This is a genomic window from Ruegeria sp. BC8 (genome assembly GCF_056535705.1).
In genome coordinates this window covers 1,154,073-1,176,578 of record NZ_JBQFIV010000001.1, presented here as the reverse complement: position 1 = coordinate 1,176,578, position 22,506 = coordinate 1,154,073, and the positions used below count along the sequence as shown (strand labels likewise).

24 protein-coding genes and 1 tRNA gene are annotated in these 22,506 nt (G+C 60.7%); 7 read left to right on the top strand and 18 right to left on the bottom strand.

The window, feature by feature from the left end; all coding sequences use genetic code 11:
- Window positions 1–3: 3 nt before the first annotated feature.
- Window positions 4–2,805 (bottom strand): helicase-related protein, encoded by a 2,802-nt coding sequence (locus ACR3EK_RS06010; RefSeq protein ID WP_480632931.1) that lies wholly within the window; start codon window positions 2,803–2,805, stop codon window positions 4–6.
- A gap of 20 nt (window positions 2,806–2,825) precedes the next feature.
- Window positions 2,826–3,395 (bottom strand): tetratricopeptide repeat protein, encoded by a 570-nt coding sequence (locus tag ACR3EK_RS06005; protein ID WP_254428893.1) that lies wholly within the window; start codon window positions 3,393–3,395, stop codon window positions 2,826–2,828.
- 68 nt (window positions 3,396–3,463) lie between these two features.
- Between ACR3EK_RS06005 and ACR3EK_RS06000 the strand changes: the two genes are divergently transcribed.
- The 4 genes from ACR3EK_RS06000 to ACR3EK_RS05985 all read left to right on the top strand — a co-directional run bounded on the left by ACR3EK_RS06000 (window position 3,464) and on the right by ACR3EK_RS05985 (window position 6,855).
- Entirely contained in the window at window positions 3,464–3,754 is a 291-nt protein-coding gene (locus ACR3EK_RS06000) for an SCP2 sterol-binding domain-containing protein (protein WP_093961784.1), read from the top strand.
- Entirely contained in the window at window positions 3,754–4,731 is a 978-nt protein-coding gene (locus tag ACR3EK_RS05995) for an alpha/beta fold hydrolase (protein WP_480632930.1), read from the top strand. Before ACR3EK_RS06000 ends, ACR3EK_RS05995 begins: the two co-directional genes overlap by 1 nt.
- A gap of 70 nt (window positions 4,732–4,801) precedes the next feature.
- Window positions 4,802–6,622 carry a M3 family oligoendopeptidase gene (locus ACR3EK_RS05990; protein WP_480632929.1) on the top strand — a complete coding sequence of 607 codons (1,821 nt, stop codon included), beginning with the start codon at window positions 4,802–4,804 and terminating at the stop codon, window positions 6,620–6,622.
- Window positions 6,619–6,855 (top strand): hypothetical protein, encoded by a 237-nt coding sequence (locus ACR3EK_RS05985; RefSeq protein WP_170339106.1) that lies wholly within the window; start codon window positions 6,619–6,621, stop codon window positions 6,853–6,855. Before ACR3EK_RS05990 ends, ACR3EK_RS05985 begins: the two co-directional genes overlap by 4 nt.
- 18 nt (window positions 6,856–6,873) lie before the next feature.
- Here the strand turns inward: ACR3EK_RS05985 and ACR3EK_RS05980 are convergent, their stop codons facing one another.
- The 3 genes from ACR3EK_RS05980 to ACR3EK_RS05970 are packed head-to-tail and all read right to left on the bottom strand — an operon-like array spanning window position 6,874 to window position 9,059.
- Window positions 6,874–7,761, bottom strand: a complete 888-nt coding sequence (locus tag ACR3EK_RS05980; RefSeq protein WP_480632928.1) for a DMT family transporter — start codon at window positions 7,759–7,761, stop codon at window positions 6,874–6,876.
- Window positions 7,758–8,027 (bottom strand): DksA/TraR family C4-type zinc finger protein, encoded by a 270-nt coding sequence (locus ACR3EK_RS05975; protein WP_093961778.1) that lies wholly within the window; start codon window positions 8,025–8,027, stop codon window positions 7,758–7,760. The genes ACR3EK_RS05980 and ACR3EK_RS05975 overlap by 4 nt, the downstream gene beginning before the upstream one ends.
- Window positions 8,028–8,084: 57 nt before the next feature.
- Window positions 8,085–9,059: a Gfo/Idh/MocA family protein gene (locus tag ACR3EK_RS05970; RefSeq protein ID WP_480632927.1), complete on the bottom strand. Its 975-nt coding sequence runs from the start codon at window positions 9,057–9,059 to the stop codon at window positions 8,085–8,087.
- Between the two features lie 147 nt (window positions 9,060–9,206).
- Between ACR3EK_RS05970 and ACR3EK_RS05965 the strand changes: the two genes are divergently transcribed.
- On the top strand, window positions 9,207–10,385 hold the full coding sequence (locus ACR3EK_RS05965) for a dipeptidase (protein ID WP_480632926.1): 1,179 nt from the start codon (window positions 9,207–9,209) through the stop codon (window positions 10,383–10,385).
- Between the two features lie 59 nt (window positions 10,386–10,444).
- Here ACR3EK_RS05965 and rpoH read toward each other — a convergent pair whose 3' ends face one another.
- The gene (gene rpoH / locus ACR3EK_RS05960) at window positions 10,445–11,341 is read right to left on the bottom strand and encodes an RNA polymerase sigma factor RpoH (RefSeq protein ID WP_480632925.1); all 897 of its coding nucleotides are present in this window, start codon (window positions 11,339–11,341) and stop codon (window positions 10,445–10,447) included.
- A 124-nt stretch (window positions 11,342–11,465) separates the two neighbouring features.
- Window positions 11,466–12,509 (bottom strand): RluA family pseudouridine synthase, encoded by a 1,044-nt coding sequence (locus tag ACR3EK_RS05955; RefSeq protein ID WP_480632924.1) that lies wholly within the window; start codon window positions 12,507–12,509, stop codon window positions 11,466–11,468.
- Between ACR3EK_RS05955 and ACR3EK_RS05950 the strand changes: the two genes are divergently transcribed.
- A complete protein-coding gene (locus ACR3EK_RS05950) occupies window positions 12,508–12,810 on the top strand; it encodes a DUF6476 family protein (RefSeq protein ID WP_093961773.1) in 303 nt (100 codons plus the stop codon). The genes ACR3EK_RS05955 and ACR3EK_RS05950 overlap by 2 nt on opposite strands.
- An 18-nt stretch (window positions 12,811–12,828) precedes the next feature.
- On the opposite strand, the gene ACR3EK_RS05945 is transcribed toward ACR3EK_RS05950, so the two are convergent.
- The 7 genes from ACR3EK_RS05945 to ACR3EK_RS05915 all read right to left on the bottom strand — a co-directional run bounded on the left by ACR3EK_RS05945 (window position 12,829) and on the right by ACR3EK_RS05915 (window position 19,877).
- Window positions 12,829–13,812: a hypothetical protein gene (locus tag ACR3EK_RS05945; protein ID WP_480632923.1), complete on the bottom strand. Its 984-nt coding sequence runs from the start codon at window positions 13,810–13,812 to the stop codon at window positions 12,829–12,831.
- Window positions 13,812–14,816: a glycosyltransferase family 2 protein gene (locus ACR3EK_RS05940; protein WP_480632922.1), complete on the bottom strand. Its 1,005-nt coding sequence runs from the start codon at window positions 14,814–14,816 to the stop codon at window positions 13,812–13,814. The genes ACR3EK_RS05945 and ACR3EK_RS05940 overlap by 1 nt, the downstream gene beginning before the upstream one ends.
- Before the next feature lie 164 nt (window positions 14,817–14,980).
- Window positions 14,981–16,975, bottom strand: a complete 1,995-nt coding sequence (locus ACR3EK_RS05935; protein WP_480632921.1) for a tetratricopeptide repeat protein — start codon at window positions 16,973–16,975, stop codon at window positions 14,981–14,983.
- The gene (locus ACR3EK_RS05930; RefSeq protein WP_480632920.1) at window positions 16,972–17,907 is read right to left on the bottom strand and encodes a hypothetical protein; all 936 of its coding nucleotides are present in this window, start codon (window positions 17,905–17,907) and stop codon (window positions 16,972–16,974) included. Before ACR3EK_RS05930 ends, ACR3EK_RS05935 begins: the two co-directional genes overlap by 4 nt.
- 5 nt (window positions 17,908–17,912) lie before the next feature.
- Complete coding sequence (locus ACR3EK_RS05925; protein ID WP_480632919.1) at window positions 17,913–18,896, bottom strand: glycosyltransferase family 2 protein; 984 nt, start codon at window positions 18,894–18,896, stop codon at window positions 17,913–17,915.
- 365 nt (window positions 18,897–19,261) lie between these two features.
- Window positions 19,262–19,338, bottom strand: a tRNA-His gene (locus ACR3EK_RS05920).
- Between the two features lie 47 nt (window positions 19,339–19,385).
- A complete protein-coding gene (locus tag ACR3EK_RS05915) occupies window positions 19,386–19,877 on the bottom strand; it encodes a GNAT family N-acetyltransferase (protein ID WP_480632918.1) in 492 nt (163 codons plus the stop codon).
- Window positions 19,878–19,947: 70 nt separating this feature from the next.
- Between ACR3EK_RS05915 and ACR3EK_RS05910 the strand changes: the two genes are divergently transcribed.
- Window positions 19,948–20,136 (top strand): DUF6324 family protein, encoded by a 189-nt coding sequence (locus ACR3EK_RS05910; protein ID WP_093961768.1) that lies wholly within the window; start codon window positions 19,948–19,950, stop codon window positions 20,134–20,136.
- 2 nt (window positions 20,137–20,138) lie between these two features.
- On the opposite strand, the gene ACR3EK_RS05905 is transcribed toward ACR3EK_RS05910, so the two are convergent.
- From ACR3EK_RS05905 to ACR3EK_RS05890, 4 genes are all read right to left on the bottom strand, one after another.
- Window positions 20,139–20,570, bottom strand: a complete 432-nt coding sequence (locus ACR3EK_RS05905) for an MmcB family DNA repair protein (protein WP_170357518.1) — start codon at window positions 20,568–20,570, stop codon at window positions 20,139–20,141.
- A 539-nt stretch (window positions 20,571–21,109) separates the two neighbouring features.
- Complete coding sequence (locus ACR3EK_RS05900; RefSeq protein ID WP_170339706.1) at window positions 21,110–21,406, bottom strand: hypothetical protein; 297 nt, start codon at window positions 21,404–21,406, stop codon at window positions 21,110–21,112.
- A gap of 67 nt (window positions 21,407–21,473) precedes the next feature.
- Window positions 21,474–21,956: a transcription antitermination factor NusB gene (gene nusB, locus ACR3EK_RS05895; RefSeq protein WP_149776798.1), complete on the bottom strand. Its 483-nt coding sequence runs from the start codon at window positions 21,954–21,956 to the stop codon at window positions 21,474–21,476.
- Window positions 21,953–22,504, bottom strand: coding sequence for a 6,7-dimethyl-8-ribityllumazine synthase (locus ACR3EK_RS05890; protein ID WP_480632917.1), 552 nt, complete (start codon window positions 22,502–22,504; stop codon window positions 21,953–21,955). The genes nusB and ACR3EK_RS05890 overlap by 4 nt, the downstream gene beginning before the upstream one ends.
- Between the last annotated feature and the right edge of the window lie 2 nt (window positions 22,505–22,506).

Here is a 22,506-nt window from a genome sequence, read left to right as displayed (position 1 = left end):
CGATCAGTTGCCGTCCTTCAGACCCATCAGCGCAGCGGCAAACGGGTTGTCGGGATCAATCGCCTTTTCCTTTTTGGGCGGCCGGGACGAGAAGGTCTTGGCCCCTTGCGGCTTGCCACCCTTTTTGCCCTGCGGCTTGCCGCGACCATCCCGAGGCTTCCCGCCCGGTTTGCCCCGACCCTGCCGTTGGTCACCACGTGGCCCCCGGTTGGCCTGACGACCCCAGGTAAAGGTGTAGAACACCTCGACTTCGGGTTCGTCCGATGCCGGGTCTGCGGCCGTGGCCTCGGCTTCAACCTCAGTGCTGTCGGTAGCCTCGGCTGGCGCCTCGGCGGCGACGGCCACATCCGACTGCGCCTCTGCTTCGGCGGTCTCGGTCGGAGCTTCGGCAGTTGCCGCCGGTGGTTGCTCGGTCGGCTGAGCCGGCTTGATCTTGGTCCGTTCGCCGCGCTCGGCCTTGTAGCCCAGCCCCTGCATCAGGTCGGCGAACTGTTCCAGCGTCATGCCGGTGATCGACAACATGTCCGCCTTGGCTTCGAAACCGCCCCGGCTGTCTTCGGCGCGCAGCATGTCGGCCAGACGCTCCAACATGTCGATACGGATCGAACGCTCGCCCGCATTGCGGTAGCCGCACATGGTGTCATAGCCCTCGGGCGCGCCCTTGGCGACGGGCACCGTCACCAAGCCCGGCGGCGGCGCTTCGGGAAACTCCTGAAGTCCATTTGCCAGGGCCCACAACACCAGACGCAGGCGCGTCGGGGCAGGTTTCAGCAGCAGCGGCATGAAGATGGTGAACTGGCCGAACCGGATGCCGTGCTTGCGCAGCGCGCCACGGGCGTCCTGGTCCAGGTCCTTGACCTCTTGTGCGACTCCGGCGCGCGGCAGGATGCCCAACGCCTCGACCATACGGAAGGCAAATCCCTTGGCCAACCCGGTCAATTCTTCGTCGCGCGACAGGTTCAGCAGGGGTTCGAACAGCGCCGCGATCTTGCGGTCGATGAAGTGTTGCAGGCGGCGCTGCACCTTCTGCTCAACCTCCGGCCCTGCGGCCTCGTCCACGAACACTTCGACCATCGGTTTGAGCGGTTCGGCACCGGCAACCAGTTTGCCCACGGCATATTCGCCCCACATCAGGCCACCCTGATCGGTAAAATCAATTTCGGTATCGGGCGCATTGTAGAAGCGATCGGCACGCAGATGGAATTGCGGCGCGAGTGCTTGCAGTGAGGCCGATTTGAGCGCTTTCGCCTCGGTTCCCTGCGCGCTTTTGTCCGGGATGAACCGGAACCCTTCCAAACGACCGACGAATTCGCCTTCGACGGTCACTTCACCCTTGTCATTCACTTCGGCCAAAAGGGCCTCCTTCTGTTTGAGCCGGCGCAGCAGAACAGATGTACGCCGGTCCACAAATCTTTGCGTCAGACATTCATGCAAAGCGTCTGACACCCTGTCTTCTACAGCGCGGGTTTCCGCGCGCCAATGGGATTCGTCGCGCACCCAGCCGTTTCGTTGCGCAACATATGTCCACGTGCGAATATATGCCAACCTTTTGGACAGTGCATCAATATCGCCGTCGGTTCTGTCGATCCGGCGGATCTGGCGCGCCAGAAAATCCTCGGGGATCGTGCCGCGTTCGTGCAGATGTCCGAAGATCGATTCGAGCAGGCTGGCATGTTCCGCATGGCTGATGCCCCGAAAATCGGGGATTCGGCAAACATCCCACAACAGGCGGATCGACGGACCATCGCTGGCACGGGCCGCAACCTCGGGCACTTGGGCCAGCGACTTGAGCGCGTTCAGGTCGTCTGCGGGCCGGGCTTTGACCAAATGCTCTTTGTCCGGGCTGGCCTCGAGCGAGTCGATCAGCGCATCGACCGAGCCGAACCGCAAGGCGGCATTCCGCCAGTTCAGCTTTTTCATCGGCGTGAAGCGGCTGTCCATGATGGCCTGCGCCACGCCTTCGTCCAGCGGCGATGCCTCACCGGTCACGCCGAAGGTGCCATCCGACATGCCGCGCCCGGCGCGCCCGGCGATCTGGGCCAGTTCGTTCGGAGCCAGCGGCCGCATGCGCCGGCCATCGAATTTGGACAGGGACGAAAACGCGACGTGGTTCACATCGAGGTTCAGCCCCATGCCGATGGCGTCGGTGGCCACCAGATAGTCGACCTCGCCATTCTGGTACAGCTCGACCTGCGCATTCCGCGTGCGCGGACTGAGCGCGCCCATGACCACGGCCGCCCCACCCTTTTGCCGCCGCAGAAGCTCGGCAATGGCATAGACGTTCTCGACCGAGAACCCGACGATGGCGCTGCGCGGGGGCATACGGCTGATCTTCTTGGATCCGGTGTAGACCAGTTGCGACATCCGCTCGCGCCGAGCGAACTGCGCCTGCGGCACCAGCGCCGCGATCGGGCCGCGCATCGTGTCGGCACCCAGAAACAGCGTCTCGTGCGTGCCGCGCATCCGCAGCAGCCGGTCGGTAAACACATGACCGCGCTCGGGGTCGGCGCACAGCTGGATTTCGTCGATGGCCACGAAATCGGCGCCCATTCCCTCGGGCATCGCTTCGACCGTGCAGACCCAGTATTGCGTGCGCGGCGGAACGATACGTTCCTCGCCCGTCACAAGAGCCACCACCGAGGGGCCGCGGATGGCGACGATCTTGTCATAGACCTCACGCGCAAGCAGCCGCAGCGGCAGGCCGATGACACCGGTCCGGTGCCCCAGCATGCGCTCGATGGCATAGTGGGTTTTGCCTGTGTTGGTCGGGCCAAGTACGGCCACGATTCGGGATGCCCCGTTCACCTTTGCCCCCTGCCCGGACCTTAAAGCGCCTTGCCCGCAATCTGCGGTTTCAGCCGATTCACGGCATTGGTTACTTCTTCGTGATGGGGATGTATAGCCAGCGCGCGGGAATAGGCGTCATAGGCCTGTTCGGGCTGACCCAGCACCTCAAAGATCAGGCCAAGCCCGTAGATGGCTTCGTAATTGTTCGGGTTCAACGCAAGCGCGTGCTCAAGATCGGCGGCCGCCATGCCGAACCGCTCCAGCCCAAAAAACACGGAGGCGCGCACATGCCAACCTTCTGCGAAATCGGGTGCATGGTCTGTCAGTGCCGTCAGATGGTCCAACGCCGCTTCGACATTGCCCTCGTCCAGTGCTTCGCGTCCGCGCTCAAGCAGCAGATCAGCCGAGGCAGACCCTGATTGCGACCACAGCGACTGAAGTTGCCGATCCAGACCGGCTGCCTGCTCGGGCGACGCTTCGGCAAGCTGCCGCAGCAGCTCGGCTTCGTCCCGCAAATCGGCCTGTTGCGCAATCCCAGTGGTGGAATACATGACTAGGAGGGCAAATGCCGCAACGGTACCTTTGAGATTGTTGATTGCAATGCTCATAACAATGATCAGTGTAGCGTTGCGACCGCGGATGTCCATTCACGGCGCACTAACAAATGAGGAAGACCATGAGCGACACTCTTGAAAAAGCGGCAGCCGCGCTGAACGAAAAACTGTCGGGCGGCGATTTCGATTCGTCGGCGAAATTCGCCATCGCCGACCTCGGCTCGATCGTGTTGGATGAAAATGGTGCGCGGGTCAGCGACGAGGACGCCGAAGTCACCCTGAGCGCCGACGCGGAAACGTTCGAGCAGATCCTCAGCGGTGAGCTGAACCCCACGGGTGCGTTCATGGCCGGCAAGCTGAGCGTCGACGGCGACATGGGTGTTGCCATGAAGCTTGCCTCGGTGCTGGCCTGATGGATTTGTCGCCGGCCCCGTTCTTTGAAGATGTGGCCGGCGGTCCCGCCGGCGGCGCCGCGCACTGGTTGACCACAAGCGACGGCACACGCATTCGCGTGGGCCATTGGCGCCCCGAAGGTGAGGCGACCGGGACGGTGATGATCTTTCCCGGCCGCACGGAATATATTGAAAAATATGGCAATGCAGCGGGTGAGTTCGTACAACGCGGCTTTGCTGTACTGGCCGTGGATTGGCGCGGACAGGGTCTGGCTGACAGGTTGCTGGAAGATCCGCGCGTTGGCCATGTGGACAAGTTTACCGACTATCAGCAGGACGTGCGCGAAACGCTGAAACTGGCCGAGCAGCTTGGCCTGCCGAAACCCTGGCACGTGATCGGCCATTCGATGGGCGGCGCGATCGGGATGCGCGCTGTTCTGGAAACCGGCCTGTTTGCCTCTTGTGCCTTCACCGGCCCGATGTGGGGCATTTTCTTCACCCCACTCATGAAACCTCTCAGCCGTCTGACCGCCTATTGGGGGCCGCGGATCGGGCTGGGCGAAAAGACGCCCCCGACCACGTCACTGGAAAGCTATGTTCTGATCCAGCCTTTCGAGGGCAACGCGCTGACCCGTGACCCTCAGATGTACCGGATGATGCAGGATCAGTTGAAAGCGCATCCCGAACTGGCCCTGGGCGCGCCGTCCACCATCTGGCTGCGCGAGGCACTGGACGAATGCGCCTGGCTGATGGCGCAGACCGCCCCCGACATTCCCTGTCTGACCTATCTTGGCAGCCACGAGCAGATCGTGGACCGCAAGGCGATCCGGGCGCGCATGGCGAACTGGCCCAGCGGACGACTGGTCGAGATCCCCGACGGCGAACACGAGGTGATGATGGAACCGCCCGACGTCCGCGGCCCGGTGTTCGAGGAGATGGCCGCGCATTTCTCGGCCGCCGCCAACGGGCAGACGCCCGAGCTTGCGATGACGCGCTGACACCTCGGCTGCTTGTGATCCGCGCGCCCTGCGCCTAGATGTGATCCAACGCAGACAATCGAGGTGTTCCATGCACGAGCTTCCCTTCCCCGTCCGAGACGCAAATGCCGGTGGCGGCGCCGACAATCTTGGCAACCTGCCGGAATGGAACCTGGACGATCTGTACAAGGGACAGGACGCGCCGGAACTGACCCGCGATCTTGAGTGGCTGGAGCAGGAATGCGCGGCTTTTGCCGCCGATTACGAAGGCAAGCTGGCCGATCTGGATGCGCAGGGCCTGCTGACCTGTGTCCAGCGCAACGAAAAGATCAACGCCGTCGCCGGGCGCATCATGTCTTTTGCCGGGCTGCGTTATTACCAACTGACCACCGATGCCGAGCGCGCCAAGTTCCTGTCGGACATGCAGGAGAAGGTCACGCTGTTCACCACGCCGCTGGTGTTCTTCACGCTCGAGATCAACCGCATCGACGACGACGTGCTGGCCGCCCATTTCAAGGCCAACGCGGACCTGGCCCGGTACGAGCCCGTCTTCCGCCGCATCCGCGCGATGAAGCCTTATCAACTGTCGGACGAGCTGGAAAGATTCCTGCATGATCTGGGGGTGGTCGGCGACGCGTGGGAACGGCTGTTCGACGAAACCATTGCGGGGCTGACCTTTACCGTGAACGGTGAAGAGCTGAACATCGAAGGCACCCTGAACCTGCTGACCGAACAGGACCGGTCCAAACGCGAGGCCGCGGCCCGCGAACTGGCCCGCGTGTTCCAAGACAACGTCAAAACCTTTGCCCGCGTCCACAATACGCAGGCCAAGGAAAAGGAAATCATCGATCGCTGGCGCAAGATGCCGACCCCGCAGACCGCGCGGCACCTGGCGAACGATGTCGAACCCGAAGTGGTCGAAGCCCTGCGCGAGGCGGTGGTGGCCGCCTATCCCAAGCTCAGCCACCGGTATTACGAGCTCAAGCGCAAATGGTTGGGTCTGGATGTGATGCAGGTCTGGGACCGCAACGCGCCGCTGCCGATGGAAGACACCCGCACCGTGTCGTGGGAGGACGCCGAGAAGACCGTGATGGAGGCTTATGCCGCTTTCGATCCCCGCATGGCCGAGATTGCAGCACCGTTCTTTTCGAAAGGCTGGATCGACGCGGCGGTGAAACCGGGCAAGGCTCCGGGCGCCTTTGCGCACCCCACCGTGACCGATGTGCATCCTTACGTGATGCTCAACTATCTGGGCAAACCGCGCGACGTGATGACGCTTGCGCACGAGTTGGGCCACGGCGTGCACCAGGTGTTGGCCGCCGGTCAGGGCGAGATGCTGTCCTCGACCCCCCTGACGCTGGCCGAAACTGCCAGCGTCTTCGGCGAGATGCTGACCTTCCGCAAGATGCTGGATCAGGCCGAAACGCCCGAGCAGCGCAAGGTTCTGCTGGCCGGCAAGGTCGAGGACATGATCAACACGGTGATCCGCCAGATCGCCTTCTACGACTTTGAATGCAAGCTGCACGCCGCACGCCGCGAGGGCGAACTGACGCCGGACGACATCAATGCCTTGTGGATGAGCGTTCAGGCCGAAAGTCTTGGCCCGGCGTTTGAATTCATGGATGGGTACGAGACCTTTTGGGCCTATATCCCGCACTTTGTTCATTCGCCCTTCTATGTCTACGCCTATGCTTTCGGCGACGGGTTGGTGAACGCGCTCTACTCGGTCTATGAAAGCGGCGCGGACGGGTTCGAGGAAAAGTACTTCGAGATGCTCCGCGCGGGCGGCTCCAAGCACCACAAAGAGCTGCTGGCCCCGTTCGGGTTGGATGCCAGCGACCCGAAATTCTGGGACAAGGGCCTGTCGATGATCTCGGGAATGATCGACGAACTGGAGGCCCTGGAGGGGTGACAGACCCAACCGACAAGGGGCGCTGGCGGGCCATCAAGGACCGCCTGCGCCCTGTTCTCGCCCGGATCCGCCGCAATGTCCCGCGGGGGCTGCGGTTTGTCGTGGGACTTTTGTTGATCGTCGCAGGCGTCTTCGGCTTCCTTCCTGTTCTGGGGTTTTGGATGATCCCCTTGGGCATCATGGTTGCCGCCATGGACGTCAACCTGCTGCGGCGCTGGTGGCGCCGCCGATAACCCCGTTCCGGCTGTCGCCTAGTTTTTTCTGGTCGTGAGGAACACCGCGAATACGATCAATCCCGCCCCAATCGCAGCCATTGGGGTGATCGGTGCCCCCAGAAAAATTGCCGAATTGACGAAGGTGAACACCACCGAGGCGGCGAACAAAAGGGTCGCGGTCAACGTCGATACACGCGCGGCGGCCTCGTACCAAAGGTAGTAGGCCAACGCAGTCGGGAAAACGCCCAGCAAAACCAAAAACACCAAATCGCTGCCGGATGGCATCCTCAGTGCAAAAACGGACAGCGGAAGCAGAATTACGGCCGAGCACAGGAACACACCAAACAGGAAATTCAGACGCTCGACCGTCGATTTCGACGCGCGCATGGCCCGACTGCTGGCGATCAGGAACACCGCCCAGCTGACCCCGGCCCCAATTTCCATCATATCCCCCAGAACCGGGTCCCCGCCGCCTTCGAAATCGCGGAAAACCGTAAGAAAGACCCCCAAGATGGCCAGAAGGGTCGCCAGAACATCGGTTTTTCCAACAGGGGTGTCGGCGAAGAAATACAAGAAAACCAGAACAAAGAACGGCGCGGTATTTTCCAACACCATCGCGCTGCCTGCACCGGTGTGTTCAAGCCCGATATGAAACAAAATATAGTTGATGACGGTCGCCAAAACCGCAAGACGGAAGTTCCAATCCCGGAGCTGGACGGAAACCGGCGCATTCATCGCACGCAACATGCCGTAGATGGCCAAAGCAGCTATGAACAGCCTAGTTGTGGCAATTTGCATGCCACCCAGATCTCCGGTCAGGTAGCGCACGATGACGCTGTGCGTGCCCCAAAGAAATGCGGCCATGAACCCAAGAAACAAGCCATTCTGAAAAAGGGAACCGCCGTCTTTGCCGGGCCCCTTCACTTGAGCTGGCTGTCCTTGGAGCCGCGCCGATTGATACCGCCGCGGGCCTTGAAAGCACCATCACGCTCTTGCTGGCAATCCAGGCACAGCTTGACCCCGGGGATCGCCAGTCGGCGCTTTTCGGGGATCGGTTCTTCGCACTCTGCACAATGGGTCAGGCTTTCACCGACCGGACGCTTTTTTGCCTGCATCCGTGCCAGCTCGTCTGAAATCGAAGCCTCGATCTGTTCACTTACAGCGCCGTCGCGCGCCCAGCCTCCGGCCATGGCCCCCTCCTGTTCAGGTGCTCACCAGTTTAGGCGTGGGGCGGCTGATCACGCAAGTCAGAGCGGCGTTGCGCCGTCTAACACCCGGTCGATCATCGCCTGCGTCCCGCGCGAGAATTCGAGCTGACACGGGTATTCGTCGCCCGCGCGAACGGACCGGCAGAACGCCTCGACCTGCAGCTTGTAGTGATCGTCGGCCGGGAAGCGCCGCACCAGAACCTCAAGCCCCGGGCGATGCAGCTCGACCCGGGCCTCGCCAAACACTCGCGCGTTGAACGGCGCGGTCAGGCGGATCAGGCCGCGCTCGCCGTGAAAGACCATTTCTTGATGCGGATGCATTCGGATCGAGACATAGGCCGAATAGGTAAAGCCGGGAAACTGCGCGCGGATTTCGGTGAACGCGTCGATGCCATCCTCCCAGCGGATGGCCGATTGCACGGTGTCCGGTTCCTGCCCCGTCGCAAAACGGGCCGACCCGATGACGTAGACACCGATGTCGCGCAGCCCGCCGCCGCCGGTTTCGGCGCGGTTGCGGATATTGCCTGTGTCCGCGCGGTTGTCGAAGCTGAATGCGCCCGTGACATGCACCAGATCTCCGATGGCGCCTTCGGCGATCAGGTCGCGCACATGCTGCCACTGCGGGTGGTGCACGATCATATAGGCCTCGGCCGCCAGCAGCCCGGTCTGGTCGCGCTTGTGGATCAGAGCGTCGAACTCCTCGGCGCGCATGGTCATCGGCTTTTCACACAGAACGTGCTTGCCAGCGTCCAGCGCTTTCAGACTCCATTCCACATGCAGGTGGTTCGGCAGAGGGATATAGACCGCCTCGATTTCGGGCGAAGCCAGTAGCGCGTCATAGTCGTCAAAGACCGTAAGGTCCGGGCAGAAGTCCTGGAATGGACCGGCTTTCGCCGGATCCGAAGTCGCCAAAGCAGACAAACGCGCGCCTGAGGCCGCATGGATCGCCGGACCCATGAACTGGCGTGCGAATTTCGCTGCCCCCAGAATGCCCCATTGAACCGGCTTGTGCATGGTGTCCTCCGTAATTGACCATGTTCGGCGTCGAAATGTTTGCGCCAACATCTGTTGCGCCCTCTGTACCAGCCAAGCGACGCCAAGTCAGGCTTTTCTGTTCGCGGGACACCCGTAATCTGCGTATGACAAACGGGAGGGACTAACGTGAGAAGATTTCTGAAATGGCTGGCAGGCCTCACGGCGGCTGTGGTCGTCATCGGGGCAGTGATATTTTTCGTGGTAGTGCCGCCGTATGTCGAAAACGCGCGCAACAACGTGATCGACCACGACCCACATCCGGTGTCCGACACTGCCGCGGCTCTGCACGAAACCCTGATCGTGGGCGACCTGCATGCCGATCCGCTGTTGTGGAGCCGCGACCTGACCGAGCGCGGAACCCGCGGCCAGGTGGATATTCCCCGGCTGATCGAAGGCAACGTGGCCCTGCAGGTGTTCACCGCAGTGACCAAATCACCGGCCGGGCAGAACTACGAGGCAAACTCGGCCGAGGCATTCGACAACATTACCCTTCTGGCCATCGGTCAGCTTTGGCCGCTGCGCACCTGGGACAGCCTGAAGGAACGCGCGATTTATCAGGCCGAGAAACTGCACCGGTTCGAGGCCGCCTCAAACGGACATCTCAAGGTCATAAAGACCCGCGCGGATCTGGATGCGGTGCTCGACGCCCGCGCGCGCGGCGAAAAGGTCGTGGGCGGCATTCTGGGGATCGAAGGCGCCCATCCGCTGGAGGGCGATCTGGCCAATCTCGACCCGATATTCGAGGCGGGCCACAGGGTGTTCGGGCTTCAGCATTTCTTTGACAACGAACTGGGCGGCTCGCTTCACGGCACCGGGAACACGGGCCTGACCGAATTCGGGCGGCAGGTGGTGGCCGAATTGGCCAAGCGCCCGGTGGTGATCGACCTGGCTCATTCCAGCCCGCAAGTGGCGCGCGACGTGCTGGCTATGACCGACGAGCCGCTGATCGTCAGCCATGGCGGTCTTCACGGGTTCTGCCCGGTCAAGCGCAACTATCCCGATGACCTGATGAAGGAGATCGCCGCGACCGGCGGTGTCATCGGGATGGGATATTGGGCCGACGTCACTTGCGGCGACATCGCCCCGGCGGGAATTGCCAAAATGATCAAGGCAGCCATCGAGACGGTCGGAGAAGACCATGTCGCACTGGGGTCCGACTATGACGGCTCGGTCGAGACCGCATTCGACACATCGGAACTGGCGGCGCTGACCTCGGCCTTGCTGGACGAGGGCCTGACCGAAGCGCAGATCCGCAAGGTCATGGGCGAAAACATGGTACGGGTATTCAGCCAGCAACTGCAGTAGGACACGACGAAAAAACGGCCCGGGTTTCCTCGGGCCGCTTGTTCATCGGATTACCGTGATCAGGTGGTGGCCAGCATGCCCTTTTCACGCGCCAACTCACGCATCTTTTTCTGCAGCTTTTCAAAGGCGCGCACCTCGATTTGACGGATGCGTTCGCGGCTGACATTGTACTGCGTACTCAGTTCCTCGAGCGTCACGGGCTGATCCATCAACCGGCGCTGGGTCAGGATGTCCTTTTCGCGGTCATTCAGAACGTCCAGTGCCTCGGTCAGCAACTCGCGGCGCACCTCAAGCTCTTCGCGGGCCTCATAGTCGCCGGCCTGGTCGGCATCTTCGTCTTCCAGCCAGTCCTGCCACTGCATGGTGCCTTCGCCCTCGGACCCGACCGTGGCGTTCAGCGACGCATCCCCACCCGACATGCGGCGGTTCATGCTGATGACCTCTTCTTCGGTCACGCCCAAGTCATTGGCGATCCGCTTGACATTGTCCGGGTGCAGGTCGCCCTCCTCCAACGCGCCAATCCGTGCTTTCGCCTTGCGCAGGTTGAAGAACAGCTTTTTCTGCGCCGAGGTGGTGCCCAGTTTCACCAGCGACCAGGATCTCAGGATGTATTCCTGGATCGAGGCGCGGATCCACCACATCGCATAGGTCGCCAGACGGAAACCTTTCTCCGGGTCAAACCGCTTGACGGCTTGCATCAGGCCCACATTGGCCTCGGAAATCACCTCGGCCTGCGGCAAACCATAGCCGCGATAGCCCATGGCGATCTTGGCGGCCAGTCGCAGATGCGATGTCACCATCTTGTGCGCCGCTTCGGTGTCCTGCTCTTCGACCCAACGTTTGGCCAGCATGTACTCCTCTTCCGGTTCCAGCAGGGGAAATTTGCGGATTTCCTGCAGATACCGGTTCAGCCCACCTTCTGGCGTAGGCACGGGGAGATTTTTGTAATTTGCCATGTATCACGTCCCTTGGACAAATGTTTACGCCCTTAACATGGATATGGGGCCACGTTCAGGACCATTCAAGAGCAGGTGTTAACAGTCTGGGATTAAGGAACGATAAAGGAAAGCTAAGAAAGTCTTAGTCACGAGACTTTGCAGGTTGTTTCAGAACCGAGATGAGTGCCTCGATATCTTGCGGCAATGCTGCCTCAAAACGCATTTCCTCGCCGGAGACGGGATGAACAAAGCCCAGGACCGCCGCGTGCAGGGCTTGGCGCGGGAACGCACGCACCGCTTCCGCAGCGTCTGCGTCAAACGACCGGGCCGACAGTTTGCGCTTGCCGCCATAGACCGGGTCGCCCACCAAGCCGTGGCCCGCATGTGCCATGTGCACCCGAATCTGGTGGGTGCGTCCGGTTTCCAGCCAGCACTCGATCAATGATACCGCGCCGGGTTGTCCGAACACGTCAACGACGCGCGCACGTGTCACGGCATGGCGCCCGCCATGAAAAAACACCGCCTGTTTCTGCCGATCATGTTTGTGCCGGGCCAGTTGCGTTGTGATTCGCATCACGTTGCCGGGCTCAAAACTCACGCCTTTGACACCGCGCAGCCGCGGGTCATTGGCATCCGGAACGCCATAGCAGACCGCGCGATAGTATCGCTCGACGCTGTGCGCCTCGAACTGGGCCGCCAGCCCCTGGTGGGCGGCGTCCGATTTGGCAACCACCAGCAACCCGCTGGTATCCTTGTCGATCCGGTGCACGATGCCCGGCCGCTTGACCCCGCCTACCCCCGACAATTCCTCGCCACAGTGGTGCAGCAGGGCGTTCACCAAAGTGCCGTTAGGCGACCCCGGTGCCGGGTGGACGACCATGCCCGCAGGCTTGTTGATCACGATCAGGTCAGCGTCTTCATGCACGATGTCCAGCGGAATGTCCTCGGCCCCGATGTGACTCTCGTCCGCTTCGGAGACGGTTATGGACACAACGGCGCCTTCTGGCACTTTGGCTTTGGCGTCGAGCACGACCTTGCCGTCGACCAGAACCGCGCCCTCTTCGATCAGCCGGGCGAGCCGGGTACGCGACAGGCTTTCACCTGCTGGCACATCCCGCGAAAGCGCCTTATCAAGGCGGGGCGGCGGAGCGTCCGCGATAACGAAGTCTATTTGCCGGGTGCCCATGACTGTCCCTTCAGATCCCCAAGAACCGCAGGAAACGCCTCAGTTGCGCCTTCTGCGCCGCATGGTCATGCTGCTGACCGCGGTGATGATTGGCGGGGTTCTAGTGACATTCGCCTTGATTGTCATCCGTCTATCCGACCGGACCCCCACCCTGCCCGATCAGATCGAACTGCCGGACGGTGCAAAGGCCCAAGCCGTGACCATCGGAAACAACTGGTTCGCCGTGGTGACCGATGACAACCGCATCCTGATCTTCGACAAGACCACCGGGAAGCAACGACAGCAGATCTCGCTTGATTGAGTCTTGGGCGCCGCCAGCCTATTCACCCAAGGCCATTCTGAACACGATTTCTGCAGCCTGCTTGAACGCAACGATCTCGTCCGGCGCATCACGACGAAACCTGACTTCGTCCGGGCTCAGCCAGACCGGTTTGAACAGAGTGTCCCGGTCGGGAAAGAATTCAGCCCGAAATCCTTCGTCGGCTTCGGTCAAGTAGGTATCAAGCCATGCCCGTTCCTCGGGTTCCAGAACGTCATGGTGCCGGAACATGATGGGTTCTTTGGGCACCTGACGACGCAGTTGGCGGCTGCGCTTGCGCCCGATGGCTCGCGTGACGACGCCAAAGGCTTCACTTGCAGCGCGGGAAAGTGTTGGATTGGCAGGCTCACTGGCAACCTCCCCTCCGGGTCGCGACACGCCCAGTTTGTTCAGGAAGTCATCGACGATATTGCCATTCAACATTTCCTCGCGGTCATAGAGTGCCGGCACAACCGTTACACCCGGGAACGCGTTGCGGATTCGCGAAACCGCGCCGGAAAAAGAAACCGAGTGAGGCTCGGCTTTGATCTTCGCCAGCCGGTCCCGAATCAAGGCTGAACCGTCGGCTGGCAAACGGCCATTTTTGGCCCGCTGCTTGTAATCCGCCTCAAAGAAATCGGAGTAGCGGCGGCAATAGAACACCACACGCATTTCGCGTGCGGGTATTTCGGTGAAGAGCTGCGCAAGCCGTTCCAGATCGGCCGAATAGAACATTTCCGACGACATCAGACACGCCTTGCTGCCATGTGCCTCGTACTCGCGCGCAACGGCCTCACGGTACTTGTCCATTGGTTCTGCGGACTGGTTCATGTGGAACGCCAACAGATTATGGCTGACCTTGGGGCGATCGTCCCCTTCCGGTCTGCGACGTCCGGCCTCCATGTATCTGAGCCCGGAATCCGACAAGGCCGACGCATTGTTGCGCAGATAGGACTGCAATGCCGTCGTCCCTGTCTTCGGCATCCCCAAATGCAACCACAGCATCAGGTTGCGCTTCGTGTAACGGCGTCGGCCTGCGCGGTCATCTGATGCATCAACTCCTGCATCTCGGACGTGCCCAGCAGTTCCGATATCTGTTTGCGGTGCAATTCGCAGGACTGGCGGTGCAGCCGGGCCGTTTCGGGGTCCGACATCAGGTCGTCGAAACAGTCCCGCTTGCGCGCGGCAATCGCATCGACCGATGTCTCGACCACCGCATTCTGGTTCATGATGTTCCAGTACTCCAAGCCCAGGCTGTCGCCCGTGTGATGAGCCCGTCCCCGCACTTTCTTGACCAAGTAGCTCTCGCAGGACTTCAGAGCGTAGTGGTTGAGCTGCACAAGGTCATATCCGACCGAGTCCCGCGCCGACCGCCAACTGCTTGTAAAATACCGCTCGGGCATTGGCTGGCCCGAACCATTGTACCAGTGGCAGTCTTCCATGCGGTCGACCGTCGGACGTTTGGGGCGGTGAACACCGATCACATCCCACAAGTGCCGCTGGAACATCGTCTTCAATCCCCATGCCTGCGCCGGTCTGGGTTTGCGCTCGGGGGCAGCACGGCGGAATTGGTCGGACAGGAACCTGTCTTCGTATTGAACCACTCCGGCATTGCCGAACAACCGCCAGGTCATTGAAATCATCTTGGCATCCGGCACGGCATCAACCAATGATTTCAGCGTGTTGTCACCCGTCTTTACATTGATCTGCTCGTCGGCGTCGATCACGATCACCCAGTCTTCAGGCCCCGCGATGTCCATCTGAAAAAAGCGTTTGTACGCGCGTTTCTGAGGGCTTGTTGCGCGGCGGGAATTGTTGTCCACATGGATCAGAACCCCGCGCTGGTCGAGCCGCTCGAGCAGCGCATCCGACCCGTCCGTGCAGTCATTCGTCATCACCACCATCTGGTCGATGCCAATAGCCTGATTGTGCGCGACCCATTCCAGAACGAACGGGCCTTCGTTCTTCATCGGGGTAACGCTGACAAAGCGGGGGGGCTGATCGACCATTTTTGCCTCAGTTTTTGGTGCCATGCAGGCCGGACGCGGGCACGCAAGACCAGTGTTTGCCCGCCAGAATAATTCCATTGCAGGCGATGACCAAGCCGAAACCTTGGGCGTGTTTGCACACAGATGACCCTGAATGGTGCTGGATATCGTGAAAGGCCCGCATGTTACCCCTCTGCCCTTTTGAGCTGGTTGGAAAAACGTTTGTAGGTTGGACACAACGCCTTGGCCCGTTGCAGAAACACCTGCGCCCGCTGTTTTTCGCCGCGCTTCAAGCAAATCTGACCCGCGGCCCCTTGAATGGCGGCGGTGATGTCGTCCAGCTCGGCCGCGTGCAGGATCTGCGCCTCGGCCTGCTCTTCGGCGCCGATGCGCGCCAAGAGTTGCCCCATCGCGAAAACCAGAAACGCGCTGTCAGGGTCACAAGCCAGCGCCTCGGCCATAGTCAATCGCGCCTGACGTCGGTCCCCTGCATCCGCATAAAGCTCGGCAAGACGTTTGTGGTACAAGGGGTTGTCAGGGCACCGCAGAACCACGTCCCGGGCGGCATCAATTGTCGTCTCGACGGCAACCTCGCCCATGCGCCATTGCAGCAACGATGACAGGCTTTCCACAGCGGGGTCCTGTCCCGGCACGTCGTCGATCGCAGTCAGCCCGGCCCACAAAGCTTGCAGGCGCGGACCGCTGTCCTGCAGCCGCCTGGCGCGCTGGTCCAGCGAAAGATCGGACCAATCAAGCAGGATCATGTCGAAATTGCAGGGCGCCCTCACGATCACCTTGTGCTGGACAAGGTACAGGTTGTTGAACGGCGGAAACCGACGTTGGCGCAACTTTCGCTGCAGGGCCCAATCCACGGGCGGGAACAGTCGAACGGGCAGTTGGTCGCGGTACAGCATGCGCGAACCCAAAACCACAACATCGGGTCGCAACGGCTTGGCCCAAAACGCTTTTGCAAAGTGACGCCCGGCAGCCCAGCGTTTCTTTCTGGCGCCAAGAATGGCCCCCCGCAATGCGGTCAGAACCGCGTGATCTTCGGGCCAAAGATGCGGGTTTTCCAACCCGTCCCGGGCCAGCTGCTCGCTTTCCTTCCACTTGCCCAGGTAAAACGCGTTCAACGCCTGCAACAGGGGCAGAAAAGCGTTGTCCGCTCCGGCATCGAGGATCGGCTGGCCCAGATCGTAAGCCTCTTGGCACCGATCCTGGGCGCACAGATATTGCGCTGCCTTGGCATAAACATGGGCGGCCTCGGACGGGTTTAGAAACGTCTCGGGGCCTTGCGCCACGCGCCGGATGACGTTTTCGTTCGCCTCGTCCAGTTCGTCCTCGGTCAGGACATCTCGGAATACCAGTCTTTGCTGACCCGATATCCGTGCGGCTGCCATGGAAAAGGCCGAGATGAACGGAGCGATCACCTGCTCGGCCCGGGACATCGCAAAAAGCTCGAGAAAGTCGCGCTGCGCTCGGGTCATTCCCGACAGGTCCGCAATGTCGGACATCTGCATCAGGTTCGGATAACGCTTTTGAAACCGCGCAATCAGCTCGGGCTGGTCCGAGAACATGATCGCGGGCCGGTCCAGCCTCTTGGAAAGATGTATATCGTAGAGTTCTTCCGGCTCGACCTTTGCCGGCCAGGTGGTGTGCTTCCAGGGCAGCGCGTTCAGGATGTCACCGCGCCGGATATGGTAGGCAGAAACGCCCTGCCTCGAGAGCCTTGCATCGGCAAGCTCCATGATGTGCCGAATTTGCGGAGTGAACCCGATACGGTGAATGAACTCGCGGTAGCGTGGGCGGATCGCCTCAATATCCTCCCAAGGAAAGGCAAGAACCTCGAATCCCTCTTCGACCAAGACCGAGCGGCCAGCGGCCAGATGCGCCGTCAGCCGATCGGGCGTCGCGTCGCCCAAAAAGCTCCAGACCGGCAGCGCATTCTTCGACAGCCGATCGTGGGTTTTTTGATCCAGAAAGTGAGATTTGATCCATTCGGGATCGAACAGCTCTTCCGGGTTGTCCAGTTCGGGGGCATCGGCCCCCGGTGGAAACCAGTTGACCCGATAATCCGCGTCAAAATCCTCGGCCAGGCGTATGCAGGTCAGCATCATCAGCAGTCGGGCACCCATGCGGTCCTTGCGCTGGCCGATGAACACGCCCCGTTTGGGCGTCATGACGCGTCCCCTGCCGCCATAGCCCGGCGCATGGCCCGGAACCGCTGGCGGGCGGCCGTTACCAGCTTTGGGTGACGTTCTTCGCCCACGGCTTCAATACCGCGCATGTAGATCGGCAATCTCCGGCGGGCACGCATCATCTTGTAGTACTCGGACGGCTCCAGGGTCCCACGCATCGCCTGCTGCATCACCGGCTTCAAAAGATTGAGTTTCCGCAGCATGGGTGCGGCGAAGTGGTTGGCGAACCAGGTTTTGAGAAGAACGACATTGCCGCCTTGCAGCCGTGTGACCTGTTGCCTGTCCAAGTCAAAGAACGGGTCGTAAAACACATAGGCCCGGGCGGCGGCCTGAACGGTTTCGACAGCGTCGCTCAGCGGCAGATCCCAGTCCTGGACACGGCCGAACCGATAGCGAGTTTCCCAGGGGACCCGCCGCTCGTCCAATGTGGTCTGAGGATTGAAAGCAATGACGATCGCACCCGGAACCAGTGCTGAGAAGGTCAACGCGGCGAACCCTCCCATGGACGCTCCGGCAAACACGACCTGATCGAATTTGTCAAAAAACCCCTCGCGCGCCTTGTCCTCGAAATAACTGATGATTTCGGGGTCGCGATACCATGCCTTTGTGCGGGCGATCACGCCCAGATGGGACCACCCCTCGTCCCGGAAAAATTTCCAGCCCCACGGCTCGCGGGCAAAGGACAGGTCATTGGCATTTGCGATATTGTCAAAACTGATGACCAGCCGCGCCGGGTCACGCTGGTGGAAGATAACCGAATGGCGGTCGAGCTTTTGCAGAAACCCCGTCCCGCCCCCGCCGGGGTAAATCTCGACAAACCAAGGCGGAGGCGGATCGGTCAGAATGCGTTCATAGCCGGTCTTCCGATCCGGGTGATCAGGTTGCAGCTGCGCTTTGGTCAGATCGTCCGCCATGGCCGTCACACCAGATTGTCGGCCAGCCAAGACCGGAACTCCACCCAATCGGGGCGCATCTTGATCTCGGCTATCTTGGCGCGGTGCCAGTCGCAGGCCTGTTCGTGCAATTCGCGCAGTTCGGGATCCGATTTGAGTTCGTCAAGCAACGGTGCTGCACGCTGGGCGATCGGCTGGATCGAGGTGTCCTGAACCTTGTTGGCATTCATGTCCGACCAGTAGGATTGCCCCTGATCAACCTTTACGTGGTTGGTCCGCCCCCGGTCCCGCTTGATAAGAAAGCCATCCAGAGATCGAACGGAATAATGATGGAGCCGTCCGAAGGAATGATCGAAATTCCGCCAGGCGCGCCAACGGACGTTCTGGGCCGGAAACAGATTCCCACCCGCGTCCGACCATGCGACCTCGGCCTCTTTGCCCTCTTCAATGCCCTTGGGTCTGTGCGGTCCGAACCGAGTGAACTTGCCATTGTTCCGAAACAGCGTTTTCAGACCATATGCGCGACCCGAATGATAGGGAAACTCCTGATCGGCCATGCAAAATGACCGCGTCACGGGCGTGTCGTCAAAACTGATATTGCCCGACGTCCCAAACAACCGCCATGCGAACGAAATGGCGTCCACCGATTGTCCTGCCTTCTGTTCGATGGCATCAATCAACGCCGCGAAGCTGTTGTCGCCGCATCGAATGTTCCAAAACTCATCGACATCAAGGCACATCAGCCAATCGGCTTCTTTGACCTTGGGATGTCGCCGTGCCCGCCGGAGCATCTGGTGCTGGGGGTTTCCATCCGCAGGCACAGCATTCGGGACGTGGGATGCCAAACCCATCTGCTCAAGCCGTTGTGCAATTCTGTCGGTACCGTCCTCACAGTCATTGGTGAAGATCACAAAGTGATCGACGCCCAAAGTCCGATGAAATGCGACCCACTCCAGCATGTAGGGGCCTTCGTTTTTCATCGTCGTGAATACGGTAATGGTCTGAGACATTTACGCCTGTTCCCGAACTGCCTTTGACCTTCTTCTTACACAAACCGCAGCCATGCTGCGAGGGTCGAATTCAGTGCGAGGGAATGTCTGGGCCGACTGGTGCACCGCTACACGCGCACCGGACCTTCAGACGCAAGCGCCCTTGGCACCACGGAAGAAGACGACAGGTTCCATCTGGAGTCGATTGCCCTCTCAGATAATCCCAGAATTTCGGGTTACGGCGTAGAGGAGAACAGTAAAAACCAAACTAGTTCCGCCGGTTACACCGCAAATCTCTTGCGGCCGACCTCGTTAATCCCAACCCAACTGACGGAAAAACAGCGCACAGTCAAAAGCGGCGGACGAGCAGTCTTGTCGAGGGGAGATGGTACCGCCTCCCTGGCTTGAACAGGGGACCTCTGGATCCACAATCCAGCGCTCTAACCAACTGAGCTAAGGCGGCACTCGTGAGGGGCGATTTAACGAACGCGTTCGGGGATTGCAAGAGCCTTAAAGTCGAATTGACCAGCTTTGTTCGATGAGATCGACGCCGAAGGAATGAACCGGTTTGCTGTCGGTCAGGCGCCATCCATGCGCTTGGTACAGCTTGCAGGCAGCCCTGTGGCTTTCGTGGGTCCACAAGACCATCGACGCATAGCCCGCGGATCGCGCAAAACCCATGCATGTCATCAAAAGCCGCGCCCCAAGACCCTTACCCCGCGCGTCGGGTTCCAGCAAAAAAAGGCGCAGTTTGGCGGTAGTTTCATCCTGCGCGACACAGAAAATACTACCAAGGCGCTTTCCGTCACTTTCAACGATCCATCCCCTCTCGCGTTGGGGATCATGCCCGGCGACAAATTCGTCCAGAATACGGGCCACCAGCGGAGCGAAGCTCTCGTCAAATCCTTCATCCCGCGCGTAAAGTGTTCCGTGGCGCTCGACCAGCCAATCGCGGTCATCTTCGCGAAACGGCCGGATCTCAGCATTGTCCCCTTGCAGCATCGGCCACACACTCCGCTTGATTCCCATTGCGTTGCAGGCTAGCAGAAACGCTCAGTCCCCGGAGGCGAGAATGGGCATCAATACCGAACGTGACATCGAAGCGAACCTTCAGATCGGTCCGACCGACCATGGAATGGTACGCCTGTTCATCGAGGCGGGCGAGCTGGAAATCCCCATGGATTTCGACCCGGAAGAAGCCGAGGAAATCGCCGACGAGATCCGCGCCGCAGCACAAGCCGCACGCGCCGTCAAAGGCTGAAATCAAAGCCGCGGATCACGCAGGCCGTGCAACCGTCGCGCGGCGTCCATGGCAAATTTCTGGATCATCTTTTTGCGTCTTGCCCCGGCCAACTTGGTCTCGGGGGACATGCGGATGATCTCGGCGTCATAAGCATCCGCAATGATAAGTCCGGTTTCAGCGGGCAGCAGCTCGGTGGGAAAGTCCGTGTCCACCGCCCAGAAGAAGCGGTCGCACCAATCCAGATAGCCCTGCCACTTCGAATCGGACATATAGTCCGCCCGGCTGGACTTGCACTCGATCACCCAAAGCTCGCCCTTTGGCCCCAACCCCATGACGTCAACGCGCAACCCGCGGGTCGGGACGAATTCCTCAATCGAAACAAAGCCGTGCGTCACTAGGTGTCTAGAGACACCCCTGGCCAGTCTTTGTCCGGGCTGAAGTTCAACTGTCATGCGCAGAGTGTGAACAATTAGTGAACAAATTGTCAAGTTGGCAGGTTTTGATCATCATCCCGGATCTGACCCGGCCCGCATGCCCAAGATTTGCCCCTACAATCAACTTCCGCACGACCCAGACCAAAAACTGTTGAGCATGCCCCTTGTGCAACTGAGTGTTGCGCCCTACTTAGGCGCTTGGCGGGTTCTGCCCTTCTCGTGACTGGTAGCATTCCGGTGGCCTTAAGCAATTCCGAGGGAGCTGGCTCTGTTCGGGTCCTGGCCCGTTTACCTGGCGCCCACCTGTACATACAGGTCCTCGGGAATCAAAACCGCACGGTTGCCTGGTGGTCCCGCCGCCTTCCGATCAGGGGATTGCCCTCAAACCCGACGAGTGGGAAGTACCGCCGTTGAGGGGATCCTTCGGCCTGAGCCCGGGAAAATTAAGCACCCGCCCCCGACAGGTCGGTTTTTTTTGCACGAGAAAATGTACACGAGTAGACGTGCTGTGGCTGTCGACAAATTGGTCAAAACACGCGCAAAGCGGCCCTAGCCCATCACGACCGGCGCGCTTCAACGCGCACGGGCTCCAACTTGACCGCGACCGGGGTGCCCCCGCGCGGGCCTTTGGGCTTTTCGGCCATGCTCATGATCGCATAGGCGAATTGGACGCCTGCAAAGACGATCCCGTTCATGAACCAGATCATGATCAGCGCGATAAAGCCGATGTCGGACCCGGTGATGAGGTGACGCAGGTTGGCCACGTTCAAAAGCAGCAGCACCGCGACAAACACAGCCGAGATCACAAAGCCGAGCGCGACCTGGGTGATGTAAAGACGGATCAGTTTCGGCATGACGCACCTCCTTCACAAGACAGGAGTCTAGCGCAATTTTATGCCGGGTAAAATCGCCCGTGGCGCGTCAGAACGCCTCGGGCTTGGCCTCGCGGGCCATGTGATCCAGTACCGCGTTGACGAATTTCGGCTCTTTTCCTTCGGGGAAGAAGGCACGCGCCACGTCGACGAATTCGGTGATGACCACCTTGGGCGGCGTGTCGCTCTGGCTCAGCTCGGCGCCGGCCGCGCGGAACAGTGCCCGCAGGGTCGGGTCGATGCGCGAGATCGGCCACTTGGCCACCAGCGCACGGTCGGTCATCTGGTCGATCGGCGCTTGATAGTTCACAGCATCATCCACCAGCTTGCGAAACAGCGTGCTGTCGCCTTCCAACATCTCGTCGCCCTCGTAGACCGCGCCGAACCGGTGATCCAGAAACTCGTTGACCACCTGCTCGGTCGTCTGGCCCGACTGCTCCATCTGGAACAGCGCCTGCACGGCATACAGCCGCGCGGCGGATTTCATCAGGCGTTTCCGGTTTGCCGGTTTCGGCGTGTCTGTCTGGGTCATGCTGTCGTTGATCCGTTGCTGTCGCCCGCCACGAGGATGGACTCGGACGGCGGCTTGAATCCGACGCCCTTTTTCGAAGCGCCCCACTTACGTCTGAGCGCGATCAGATGCAAGGCCGCAGCCGCCGCGCCGCCACCTTTGTTCATCTTTTCCGGATTCGCGCGCACTTCGGCCTGCGCGGCATTTTCAACCGTCAGGATGCCGTTGCCGATGCAAAGCCCCTGCAGGCCCAGCAACTGGATCGCCCGGCTGGAATCGTTGCAGACGGTTTCATAATGCGTGGTCTCGCCCCGGATCACGCAGCCCAGCGCCACATAGCCGTCGAAGTTGCACTGGCGGTCGGCCATGGCAATCGCGGTCGGGATCTCGAGCGCGCCGGGCACCTCGACCACCTCGCAGTTGCCGCCGGCGGCCTCGATCTCGGCCTTGGCGCCGCGAACCAGGTCGTCGGCGATGGCGCGATAGAACGGGGCCACGACGATCAGCAGCTTGACCGAGTCATCGAATTTCGGAGTCGGCACAACGCCGTGTTTGTCTTGCTCAGCCATGC